The following is a 13522-nucleotide window of genomic DNA, read 5'->3' on the forward strand; positions in this document are numbered from 1 at the left end:
GCGGTCTCGCTTACAACCCCAGCCGCGCCCGCTCCCGCGCCGTCAGCGCCGACGCATCCACCACCTTCACCAACCCCTCCGGCCGATAAGCCGAAGGTTCCACGGCACGCGGCGCCACCGGTTCCTGCGAAGCAGGCGCGGTCTCGTTGCCGAAACCCAGCACCCGCACGGTAAAGACCGACGGCAAGGCCTGGCGCGACGCCGCCCGCTCGCGCTGCATTACGTCCTGCGCCGCCGTCGCCGCCTGCGAGGCCGCCGCGCTCGCATTGCTCAGCGCCGCCACGTTCACCGCCGCCACGACCGGAATCCCCACCGCCTTGCCCTGCACCTGGATGTTCTCCGCGTTCACCACGCGCAGCGCCGCCAGGTTCACGTTGCCCGACACCCGGATCCCCGCTTCGCCCGCGTCGATCGTTCCCAAGGGCGCGATCAGGTCGATGTCGCCGGGAGGCACCTCCGGGATCGGGTTCAGCGTGGCGATGCCGGCGCCCGTGCTCGGCGCCTGCGGCGACAAGGTGACGTTGCCGACGCTGTCGTACGTGCGCCGCGAGGGCGTATAGACCACTGTCGTCTTGGAGCCCCTGCCGGCATTGATGTCGCCAGCGGCCGACCAACCCAGAATATTGCCGCCGAAGGTGGTGAAGACGCGGCTCTGCCCCATCAGGATGCTGCCGAGAGCGTAAATATTGATGTCGCCCTCTCCCTGCGTCATCACGCCCGAGCCCGGGCCCGGGTTGAAGCCGCCGTCGATGCCGACCAGCGTGCGCCCCCCCGGCGCCAAGATGCTGATGTCGCCGCCGAAGTTGGTATGGATGCCGGCATCGAGCACGTCGTAGAACGACACGTTGTAGCCGGGGCTGCCCAGCGCCTCCCACTGCGCCTTGGTGATGTAGGTCGTGCCCGGCGTCGGACGCGCCTGGCCGACGGTGTTGTTTACATAGTCGGCGTTGTAGTAGAGCGCGCTGCTGAACATGGTCAGGTCGCCTTCGTACGTCAGTGCCCTGCCCTGCGCGTCCTGCTCGGGAAACAAGGTCGCGATGGCTTCACGGCCGCGCAGGTAGCTGCTGAAGCGCTTGCCGTCGGCATCGTTGTACTCGCGGCCGGACTCGCGCAACTCGGCATAATAGACATTGCGCAAGTAGGCGTGCCGCTGCTCCGGCGGCAGTGCATCGAAGAAGGCGCGCGCGTCTGTAGTCGCGGCATCGAAATGCAGGCCCAGGCCATTGGCGCCGCCGAAGCGGTCGCTCAGCCAGTTCACCAGATGCAGCTGGCTTTGCTGCTGGAACTCGCGCGCCAGCGAACGGTTGCTGGCGGTGCGGCCCTGGGCCAGCGCGGCGGCGCGCGCCTCATCCAGCTGCGCCTGCTGCTGCGCCAGGAAGTCTTGCGCGCCGGCCTCGTCGCCGGTGTAGCCGAACTCGCTTTGCAGCCATTGCGCCAGCGTGAGCTTGCCGCTGTAGACGATCAAGGCCTTGCCTGGCTGGTCAGCGAAGGGCCGGCCCGGATCGGCCTGGTTGGACGGGTCCAGATAACGCCTGGCAAAGGCATCCCAGTAAGCGCCCTCGCCCATTCCCGCCGACACCGAGATACTGGCGCCGCCGCTGCGGCCGCCCGACGCCTCGACACCGCCGAGCGGCCCCAGGCTCTTGATCTCGCCCTTGTTGCCCAGATAGACGTGGCGGCCAGCCGATACATCGAGCAGGCCCGGGCCGAGGATATAGAAGCTGCTGCTGCGCAGATCGCGGCCGGCCTGCACCACCGATATCTCGTCGGCATAGGCATGAGCGATCAGGTTGCCGCGGGTCGAGGCGGTCGAGTCCAGGCGCCCTGCCGTCGGATCCTTCTGACCCAGCGGCGTACCGGAATCCGCAATGTCGCGGCCGGCGCGTATCGCCACCGGACCCGACGCCTCGTAGCGCGACCCTGCCGAGCCCGCCGGATAGCCCAGCAACACTTCCTGGCCGACGCGCAGGCCGACGATGTCGCCTTGCACCGCGTAATAGCGCGCCGGCTCCCGTCCCACCGCCGCCCCCGCGACGGTCGCCGTGCCACCGAAGGTAAACAACGCGGCAGTATTCATGCGTCCCAAGGTTTGGCCCCCCAGCCAATCGTTGTACAGCGCCGCTTCGGCCGACGCGTTGTGGACCAGAAGCGGATCGGTGCCGTACTGGCCGCCACCTGTTTGGGCCAGCATGCCGACAAAACCGGGACGGAACGGGCTGGCCATCCCCGACGGGTCGGCCCTAGAGGTCGAGAACACATAACCTGCGCCATGAATCGACTCCTGCGCCAGCAGTTGAAGTTCGCCCTTGCCGATGGCATTGACGAACTGTGCGCCGACCGGCGAAGGCGCCAGCACAGTGCCGTGGGCATAGCGCATGATTCCGGTGGAAAAATGGCGCGCGCTGCTGGCGCTGGCGCCGTAGTACAGGCTGCCATTGGCGGCGGCCGCTCGCAGGACGGACGGGTAGAAAGAGCCGTCACCGTTGGCCGACTGGTTGCGGCCCTTGCCGCCTCCGCGCACGTTTTCGTTGATATCCCTTTCGTCCCAGGTCGTGACGGGAGTCAGGTTGCCGCCGGCGCTGAACAGATCGATGGCGGTAGCCGGCGTCCACAGCGAGAACCAGGTCCAGCCGTTACCGGCGTAATCCGCGCCCTGGTAGGTGAAAGGGGTTGCATTGAGCAGCAGGGTCCGGCCGGGGTCGGCCGTACCGCCCAACACCAGATCGCCGCGGGTCTCGATGCGGACAGCGGAATCGCCCAGCACCAGGATAGGCCCGCCGGTGGCTTGGCCGCCCCCGGCCGCGTACACGTCGCCCCGGCGGGAATCCATCTGATCCCGCCCGCCATAGCCGAGCTTCACTCCGCCCATGGCGCCGGCATCGATCATCGTGGCGCCGCGCAGATTGACGAAGGTACTGTTCAGGTCGTGCTCGTTGACTCGCAGTTCCGGATTCGGATTCAAGGTACCGCCCAGGCGCAGCGAGAGGTCGCCGCCGCCCGTCTGCACCAGTTCGCCGCTCGGCGTGATGCGACCGGTACTGGCCACGGCCAGATGCAGACCCTGGCTGCGCGGAGTATGGCGCGTCTCGTTCCAGGTCGCCTGAAGGCCGCGCGCATCGATCATGCCGGCATCGCCGCCGGCCTCCACGACCAGATTGCCGCCACCGAGCGTGCCGATGCCGGTGAAGCCCACCAGGAAAGGGGCATTGCCGAATAGCCTCGTACCGTAAGGATCGGTCTGGCCGGTGGCGCCACCCGCGACATAAGTGCCGAAGTTGATCCACCACGCCGTCGGCACCGCGTCGGTGCCCGCCTCGACGCTACCGGTACCCTGCCGCCACAGCCAGTTGCCAACCGCCGCGGTCGCGATCTGCTGGCGCGTGTTGTAGAAGGTATAGGCGTCAACGTCGCTGCGGTTCTCGTTGTTGCCGACCAGGTCGCCCTTGAGATCGCCGCCGGCACGCAACAACACATTACCGCCCTGCTCCGGGTACCAGGCCGCGTACAGGCTTTCGGCGCCGCCATCGACCAGCGCTTCGAAAATCGCCCCTTCGGGACGCAGCACCGTACCGTCGGTCAAACGGCCGCGCGCCTGGTTATAGCCGCTGCCCGGCGGCGCCGAGGAGGTGCCCGCCGTGTAGACGCCGTAGAGCGAGGTCATTTCGACATCCCCGCCCGAAACCAGGTCCAGGTCGCCGGTGCCGGTGCGCAACGCGCTGAACAATTGCTGCCGCGCTAGCTTGGGCACGAACTCCAGGTCCGGCGGCGTCCCGGCATCTACGACATGGACCACTTCACCATAGCCCCAGTCGTTGAGTTCGGTAACGCTCTCGGAAATGATCCAGTTGTCCTTGAGGTTCTGCACGTCGCTTGGGGTGATCGCCTGGCCTGGTGTCAGCACGATGCCGTACCACGCCGCGAGATCCGCGAAGAAGGCCTCGGCTTCTGGCGACGTGGCGGCCCCGTACGTGGCCGGCGTACCGGTGCCGGGAATCGGCGTGAGCACGTGTCCCATGCCGAAATGCGTGTCGGACAGGCGCAAGCGCGCCATGCTGTCCGGCAATGTCAGGCGTGCGTCGGCCGCCGTCGTGTCGGCGCCGGCCACCAGCCGGATGTCCCACGATTGCGAACCGGCCTCCAGCATCGGCGCCAGCGCCAAGGTGCGACCCTGGTTGCCGTCGGCCCCCTTGGGACGCAGGTCCACCATCTCCACGCCGCCCGGCAGCACCACGTCGGTTTCCGACGGCACGATGGCACCCTTGGCCAGCGCCAGCGGCCGGGCCAGCTTCATTGCCACCGGCAGCACAACGCCCTTGGGCCATGTCGTGGCCCCGATCTGCGCCTGCGCCGGCAATCGGAAGCCCGCGGCCAGCTGCATGCCGGCGTCCAGCGTCGCCGGCGCTTGCAGTACGGTACCGGCCGCGTGCACCACGTTGCCCTGGCCATCGAGCACCGCCGCCCCCAGCACCGTGCCGGCCGGCAGCGTCAGGCTCTGCGCCAGCGGCATGGCGGCGGGCAGGAGCGTGCCGGCCGGCAAGGTCAGGCTCGATACCGGCAGCTCATAGTTCAGCGTGCGGCCGCCGGCGAACTGGGTGCCGGCGTCCAGCGTCGCCATACCGCCGTGCGGGATGACGAGATCCCCGCCGAAAGGCATGCGTCCCGCGGGTAGCACCCAGCCATTGTCGTCTGCCGTCACCCCCAGCTTGCTCGTGTCGAAACCGTCGGTGATGCTGCCGAAGATCGCCAGATCGCCCTGGGCGCGCAGCACCAGCGCGCCGGCTTCGCCAGAACCATGGGCGGACGTCTTCTGCGTGCGCGGATTGACGCTGGCGTAGCGGTGGCCGGACAGGTCGATATCGCCGTCCACGTGCAGGTTGCCGTCGGGATTGACCGCCGCGTTGCTGACGATCTCCACGCCGGGACGCAGGCGGAACGCGCCGGCATGGGCGCGCAAGCCTGCAAGCTTGCCGTTCATCAGCGCGCTATTGGCCAGCGCGTTGTCGATGAAGGCGAGGCTGTCGGCGTTCTTGCCGTCCAGGTAGGCCTGGTCGATGGTCTGGTAGCTTCGGCCGTCCACCGTGGTCTCGGTGCCGGCGGCCGCGTCGTCATAGGTGTGGAAGGCATTGACGGCGACGGACTTGGCGCCGGCGATCACGATGGCGCCGCTGGCCTCGATGTCGACGTCGTTGCCCCTGGCACCGCCCAGGCGTGGGGCGTTCAACGCCACCGTACCGTAGTTCGCGCTCGCGCCGGCCACGCCCAGGTCCAAGCGCACGCCGTCGGCCAGCACCAATCGGCCGCTGCCCGAGTCGATCTCGATGACGGCGCGGTTGGGCGCGTCGATCGCCTGCCCGTAGCTGTCCTTGCGCAGCACGCTGGCGCTGGCATCGAGCATGGCGCTGCCGGCCAGGGTGACGCCCCCGTTGGCGGCCAGGCGGATGCTGCCGGCCTGCTCGCCGCTGGCATCGACCCGGCCCGTTACCGTCAGGCTGCCGTTATCGACCGAGACGTTGATCTCGCGGGCCTTGAGTTCGTCGCCGATGACCAGGTCGCCTTGTTTCAGCTGGAAGCTGCGGCCGCCGAAGACTTCGCCCTGGGTCAATCGTTCGTTCAGGCCGGCAAAATCCGCGATGTGCTGCGCGCGCACGTCGATGTGGCCCGCCGCGAACGGGACCCGGGTGCCACCCGCATCGTAGTGCCCGGCGCTGCCGCCCAGGACAGCGCCAGCGAGATCGGCCGTCCCTTCCAGCGCCAGCACCGTGAGCTTGCCGGCACGATTGTTTTCGGCGGCCAGGTCTATCGTCGATCCGGCATGCTGGACGACGCTGCCTTGTCGGCTCGACAGCATCACGTCGCCGCCCCAGCTGTATTTGCTGACGTCGAAGAAGTCGATCTTGCGGCCGGCCAGGTCCAGCTGCGCGCCTTCCGCCAGCGTCACGTCGCCCTGCGCCGACAGCTTGAGCTTGCCGCTGGGCAGCAGCACCGCGGTGTCCAGCACGAGATGCGAGCCAGCGTCCAGCGCAAGCTCGGCGCCCAGGGCATCGGCCAAGGTGGCGTTGTCTGCCAGCGGCGCGGCGGCGCCTGCCGGGGCCGCGACCGTGATGGCGCCACCTGCCTTGATCCGGTTCACCGAACCGGCTTGGCCGGTCAGCAGCGGCGTGTTGAGGTTCAGGTCGCCGCCGCTGTAGGTCCATGCCTTGGCCGTGTCGTCCCAGGCGCCCCGGGACTGGTATACCGCCAGCGCGCCCTTGTGGTTGGCCGTGATGCGTTCGGCCGCGTTGAGATCCACGCTGGCAAAGCCCAGCGCCAGGCGTTCGTGCGTGCCTACGGTATCGGGCTGGCTTCGGGGGCCGTAGCCGAACTCGATGATGTCCGCATCGATGACCAGTTTTCCGCTGCCGGAGCCGGCGCCGCCGGCGATGACATTGCCCGCCGGCGTGGTCGCGCCGTTCCAGGCCAGGGTACCGGTTTCGATGCGGGCGACGTCGCCCGCGCCGCCATGGCCGTAGATGGCCGGCGTGCCCAGCACCAGACGCTCCAGGGCGGACTTGCCGGTGACCGGATCGATGGTGCTCAAATTCACGTTGCCGTAGAAATTGACCGAATCGCCGGCGGTCAGAACGAGGTTTTCCAGGGCCGGCGCGCCGGTGCGCGTATCGCCGCGCAACAGGCGGTCGAGCACGCCCTGGTTCAGTGTCAGGCCCGAGGGCAGGATGCCCGCGGCCCCGGCCTGCGCCAGCGCCTCGGCGCTGCCCACGTTGATGCCGCCCATGGCCAGCACCAGGTTGCGGGTTCCATAGCGCACCGACTCGCCCAGCTCGAACGACTTGTTGGTGGCAGCGGTGATCGTGCCTTCCGAGTACAGCACCGTTTCGCCGACGCAGCTCGCCCCCGCGGCGCACGCGCCGACGTGCAGATAGCCCGCGCCGAGTACACCGGAAGCGTCATCGGCAGTAGGCGAGGTCACGTCCAGCCAGCCGTTGGTCACCGCCAAGACCCCGGTCTGGCCCGGCATCAGCACATAACCGTCGTTCGCATCCCAGGGCGCCTTGCCCCGCCCCAAGGTATTGATGCCCGCGCCCTGCTCGATGGTCAGGCCTTGGTTCTTGTCGTTGACCGCCAGGAAGACCGATGCCGCTTCCAGCACGGCGCCCTGGCGCAGGACGAGTTCGCCGGTCCTGCCGTTGCCCAGGCCGACCTGCCAGGCATTCTGGGTCGACGAACCGCTGTCGTTCTGCACGGCGAACGTGGACACCGGCGATCCGCCGATGCTGATGCCGGCGGCGCCCAGGCCATTGAGCGTGCTGGCGTAGACCGATGTGCCGTCGAAGCCTTCGGTGGGCGCCGCGCCATCGGCAAGGATCTCGATGCGGCTGCCGTTCAACACCACGGTACCGCCGCGCCCGCCCGCTGCCGGGGTGAAATCCGTCGTGCCGGCGGCGATATCCAGACGGCTGCCCGGCGAAAGACCCAGTTGCCGCGCATCGCGCTCCAGCTGCGGCCGCGGCGCGCCGTCCCGCGCCGCCCAATCCAGGCCGAACTGCGCGTAGCTGGTCTCGTTGTACTGCGCATAGCTACGCAAGGTGTCCGCCGGCGTCAGCACCGCCTGCGTGGTTTGCGCGTCGGCAATGCCGGTGTTGGCGATACCCAGGCGCGCGGCCGTGGCGTAGGATCCGTTGCGCATGGCGGTGCCGCTGCCGAAAGCGGCCTGGCTCGAAGCCAGTCCGTTCAATTCCACGCGGAAGGCACCCGGCAGCAGCGCATAGGTGGACGGCAACAGGGTATAGGTGCCCGCCGCCAGGCCCGGCACACCGTCGCCCACCGTGATCTGGCGGCCGATCATCGGATCGCCCGCGCCCTTCTCGGCCGCGATCGGCGCCACGGCGGGTTGCGCGCCAGGAACGATGGCGTAGACCGGATTGGTCGACAGCCCTGGCAGCACGAAACCGTCGCTGGCCATCTGCACCAGCGGATGCAGGCGCGCATCGGTGGATCCGCCGCGCCCGGTCAAGAAGCCCGCCCCCTTCAGTTCGCCACCGCCGGACAGGTCGATCCGCGCGCCGTCCTGCACTTCGATGCTGTCCGCCGTCAGCTGCACATTGCCCAGGCCGCCGCCCAGCCCGGAGAACCAGGCTTCCGCTCCAGCATAGTTGTAGCTCAGGCCGTCGACCGTGCCGCCGTAGGGCATGACCAGTCCCGCGGCGCTGACGGACGTGACACTGCCCGGGCGCAGCACGATTCTGCCCGGTTCCTGGTAGTTCCCCACGGCGACGCCAAGGTCCAGCATGCCCAGCGGCGCGCGGACCACGCCGCCCTGGTCGATGTTGGCCGACCGCAGGCGCAAGGTACCGAAGGCCGAGTACGGCACCGGCGGCGCCGCGCCATCGCCGCTGCGCTCGATGCGCAGGCTGCGCTCGGGATCGTAGGTGATCTGATAGGTCCCCCACTGGTCGAAAATCCCTTTGCGCCCCGCGATCACGTCGACCACCGAGCCGGTGGCCGGATAGATCTGGCTACCGGCCAGAAGCAGGTCGCCTTCGGTCGTCAGGGAAGTACGGTCGCCGACCGTATGCTTGAGGAATCTCAGATCGTCCTGGCTGCGCAGCTCCACCTGCTCGAAGCCGTGGCGCGCAACCAGGGCCTTGCCGCTCTGCACCGAGTAGCCATGGGCACCGAACCGCACTCCGTTGATCACGTCCAGCACGCCGGCCTCCACGCGCATCCGCGTGTCGTCCTGCAACGCAACCATGCCGCCTTGGTAGGAACTGGGATCGTTCAGGAACGGTATGGTGTACTTGTCCTTGCCCGGGCGGGAAGTGCCCGCCAGGCGCACGTAAGGCGCAGCCAGGTCCACGTTGGCACCGACCGGCGCCCCCTCCGCCAGAACGATCGCGCGCGATGCCAGGTGCAGGCTCTGACCCAGCGCAAGATCCACGCCATCGTCCAGGGAAAGCACGCCGTTGACCAGCATGGACAGGTTGCCGAAGCCACCCGCCTCGACGCGATCCGCGCCGAGACGGCCATGGCCGTAGACCAGTCCCGGATCGGCCTGACCCGGACGCAGCCCGGCCGCCAGGCTCTCGGGCGCCTGCTCCTTCACCAATTGCAGTTCGCGATGCACCAGTACGCGATCGGCCGGATTGCCCGCATCCCGGTAGGCGGGCGCTTCCAGCGCCAGGGACAGCGTACCGCCGGCGGCGCCCGCGCCCCCCGCCGCCGCTTGCATATCGCCGTCGAGATACAGGCCGTTGAAGCTGGCCAGATGGATCACGCCGCCGCCGGAAGCCAGCAGGGTCTCGCCCAGCCCCGGCAGGTCCAGCTTCGCCGCGGCGCCCGAGGCGTCCAGGCGCGCGCCGGGCCGGATGACGATAAAATTGTCGATGGCATCGGCCTGAGTGGCGTAGGCTTGGTACTTGCCGCCGATTTCTATCCGGCCCCCGTCCAGCACCACGCCGTAACGGCGCCCCTGCGCATCCACCGCGGTCCGGGCAAGGCCCGCCACGTCGAGCACGGCCTTGCTTCCTATCCACACCGAACCGTCGTGGCCCTTCAGGTTACCGACATCCTCGGTGCCAAACCCCAGGCCATACACGCCGATGCGGCCGCCGGCGGCGCGCAGTCCGCCGTCGATATTGATCTGGCCGTTGCCCTTCAGGACGATGCTGCGCCCCGGATCCACTTCGATGCGAGCGCCCTCGCCAATAGCGAGGGTGGGCCTCTCTCCCCCTTCGACCATGCTGCGCGCGTTCCCGGCGGTCAGCACGAGATCCGCGCCACCGCGCTGCGTCATCCGCCCCTTGCCGGCATCCTCGGCGAACAGCGGTGCGAGTCGCCGCTCCAGCGCCTCTTGCGGATCAGCGCCGGTGGCCACCCCGCGCGCCGCGGAAAGATCCGCGTGCAGGACCGGCATCGTCGCGCGCAGGTCGGCGCCTTCGGCCACGGCCAGGCCATCGCCGCCCGTCACCTCGTAACGCGAAAAACCCTGCCGGAAGCGCGCGGCTTCCAGATGCAACAAGGCCCCGACCGCCACCGCCTGCGGCAGGGAAGAGCCCGCGCGGATCACGGTGCCCGCGGCATAGGTCACCTCGCTGGCGGCGACGGTGCCGGCCTTGATCACACCGGGCGTTGGCGCGATCGGGATACCGTTCGGCAGGATGGCGGCATCCACGACATAGTTGATGGGAAAATTCATCGGACTCACCACCGACGTGATGACCGTGCCCGCCGGCAGCGTCGGCGGCGTGCTCCAGCTATAGCCGTCGACCGTCAGGTACTGGCCGTTGGAAAGCGTCACGCCGTAGCTGACGTTCTGGTTGGCCGCCTTCGGCAGCGTCCAGGCCGCGCCCAGCGTGACCCAGCTTGCCGGATTGCCGGCAACGATCTGCGGTGCACCGCCGATCGCCTCGCCCGGCTTGGCGTGCGTGCGGACATAGTGATAATCCACCGGCAGCACCGCGCCCTCGGCGACGGTGAACGCCTCGCTGGTGATCAGGTCGACTAGCGAAGTCTCGCCCGCCTTCAGGACTCCGTCGCTGCCTGCGACCTGTCCGCCGACGACCACGGCATTGCCGGTTTGCAAGGTCAGCGTGCCACCTCCCTTGACGCCGTGGCCGCGCAGTTCGCCTTCCAGCACGAGCCTGCCCTTGGCTCCTGCGGCCGCCGAGTAGGCGTCGGCAACCAGCGCGATGTCGCCGCCCTTGCCTCCGCGCAGGCTGTCGTCGGCCATGAGCGCCGCGCCCGACGACACGTCGAGCAGCGCGCCCGCGCCCACCCGTACGTCGCCGCTGCTGCGCACGTCGATGCGGCCGCCGTTGACGAACGGCAGACTGTCGATGCCGACACCGTCCTGCAGCAGGTTGCTCCACAGGCCGCGCGCGTCCAGCGTCACGCCATCGCCAATGGAAACGCCCGCCACGTAGCCCGCCGGCACGGCCGTCACCAGCGGAAGCCGCTGCCAGCCCGTGCTGGCACTGACGTGCCGGTCGACCATGTTGCCCAGGACAATGGCGCCGCCGCGCGCCGTCAGATCGGCATCGACATCGACCTGCGTCGCATGCAGGGCGATTTCTCCGCCCGGCGCGACCGCCACCGATGCGTCCACCTCGATGCCGCCCTTGGCGTAGACCCGCAGTCCGCCCAGTTCCAGCGCGTTGAGCCAGGCCGCCTCGAGCGCGATGTCGCCGCCCGTGCCGCCTATCTTGACGGAGTCGACCACTGCGCCCGGACTGTGGCGCAGGTCGCCGCTGTCGGCGTCGTAGGCCGGCGTCCAGGTGCCGATGACCAGCTCGCCGTTGCGCGCGGCGGCCGTCTGCGCCTGCCGGTAGCCGTCCAGGCCCGCCTCGCGCGGGCGTTGCTGCCGCTCGCCTTGATAAGTGCTGGTTTCGACGTCGCCCTGCAGCGTCGCCGCAGCCGTCGCCACCACCAGTCGGCCGCCGTCGCGGCCCACCGTATAACCATTCTCCAGGCGCCTCAGCGGCGCGATGATCGGGTTGTAGAAACTCTCTTTCGCCGTATCGCCCCAGCGCGAAGCGTCGGTCTCGAAACCTCGGTACAAACCGGCATATAGCAGATCGCCCGGCGCCGTCGAGGCGTTATACAGGTTGCCGTCCGAACCCTTGAGCCAGGTCTGGGCCACATAGCCGGTCTGCACGTCCAGCGCGCCGCCCGAGAGATTGATCAGCGAACCCTGGCGCGTCAAAAGGTTGCCGCCACTGAATTGCACGGTGCCGCCCTGCGCCGACCATTCACCGATGCCATGGCCCGTGATGCCAAGATAGCCGCCGACCTCCAGCAGGCCGCCCGCCGTGTACCAGCGATCCGTTTCATAGCCATTGGTGCCGGCCGGCACCAGGACCAGGTCGCGGCGATCGAGCCAGATATCGCTGTTGCGCAGCTTGTCGCCGTCGCGGTTGACCGAGGCGTCGCGCTGTTCGAAGCCCTGCACGTTGACCAGGACATTGTTCGCTTCCATCGCGATGCGCACGCCGACGTAGCCGGAGACGTCGATCGCGGCGCCGTCCTTGACCTCGCTGGTGCCCGACGCGTCGACGTAGACCTGGCCGCTGGTGGCCAGGGTCAGGCTATCGCCTTCGAAGCGCACGTCGCCGCTGCTGGCGATCTGCACCAGCGACTGGTCGCGCCGGTGGGCGATGCCGTCGCCCGCCTTGTCGCTATCCTGGACCAGGGTCTCGCGCTGCACGTCCAGCGCTGTCGAGGCGCTTGCATCGAGCACGATGGCGGTGACGCCGCCCTCTTCCAGACCGACCTGCGCGGTGTCGCCTCCGCTCGCCGTCAGGTGGATGGTGCCGCGCGTGTGCACCGAGGTCGTCGCCACCGCGACGCCCCCCTGGCGCACGTCGTGGCCGGCCAGCGTGATGTCGCCGGTCGATGCCTGGATCAGGCCGGTGTTGCTCGCCAGGCCGCTGGCGCCACCGTCCAGGTGCTGCGTGCCGACCACGTTACCGCGCGTGGTCGAACTCTGGTTCGCATCGGTGCCCATGCCCTTCTTGATCACGAAGGCATCGCCCGCGGCCATCACCGTCTGCCCGCCATCGGTGGTGATCTGGCCCGCGTTGTGCACCTCGCCGCCCAGCAGCAGCACATAGCCGCCGCCCTCGGTCACCGTCTGCGGTACATGCGTGGCGATCCGCGCCCCCCGCTCCACCACCACTTGCCCTGTCGCCGCGCCGTAGCTATTGCCGCTGGCCGTCGTCTGCAAGTCATTGGCGAAGGTCGGGATGTGCCCGCTGCCCTGCGCCTCGCTGTACAGCCCCTTCTTGAACTGGCTGTCGGTCATCCCCGCCGCGGCAGCCGCCAGGTTGCGCACGTTCACCTGGCTCGACCCGCTGAACACGATCCCGTTGCGGTTCACGATCATCACCGTCCCGGGCGCTTCGATCCGTCCCTGGATCTGGCTCGGACGCGCCTGCGGATCGTTCACCCGGTTCAGCACCGACCAGTTGGCCTGCTGGTCGAACGCCACCGTCGTGTTATGGCCAACGTTGAACGTCTCCCAGTTCAGGATCGCCTTGTCCGCCGTCTGCTCGATCGTCACCCTGGTCTGGCCGCCCGCGGCCGTCTGCACCGGATCCCTGGCGTTGAGCCAACCCGCCGTCAGGCTGTTGGTGTCGACCTTCAGGCCCCCCTCGCCCAGGCCATCAGGTACCGATCCGCTCGCCTGCGCCGCTTCCCGCGCCGCCTTCTGCAGTGCCTGCTGCGCCGCGATCGCCTGCGCCGCCAGGTTCAGGTTGTTGATCGAGGTCTGCAGCTTCTGCCGCGCCGCCGCCGACTGCTGCTCGGGCGCCGTCAGCGACGAAGCCGGCAGGCCGTTGGGCAAGCGCCCCGTCGCCGTCGCCGTGCCCTGCGCCGCCCCCTTGGCCGCGAACCACGCCGGACTGAACGCCTGCTGCGCGTGTGCCGGTTCGGTGAACGCCCCGGCCAGCGCCAGCGCCGCGATCGCCGCCGCCGTCGGGGTACGCCGCCATGCGGTGCGGCGCGCGGATCGGATTGGGAACGCCACACG

General features: G+C 68.9%; 1 protein-coding gene. It reads right to left on the bottom strand.

Features of this window, described 5'->3' with window-relative positions; all coding sequences use genetic code 11:
* Positions 1-10: 10 nt before the first annotated feature.
* The gene (locus R4823_RS17815; protein ID WP_338615643.1) at positions 11-13519 is read right to left on the bottom strand and encodes a filamentous haemagglutinin family protein; all 13509 of its coding nucleotides are present in this window, start codon (positions 13517-13519) and stop codon (positions 11-13) included.
* Positions 13520-13522: the final 3 nt, after the last annotated feature.

Source organism: Pigmentiphaga sp. CHJ604, from assembly GCF_036972535.1.
GTDB classification, from domain to species: domain Bacteria; phylum Pseudomonadota; class Gammaproteobacteria; order Burkholderiales; family Burkholderiaceae_B; genus Pigmentiphaga; species Pigmentiphaga daeguensis.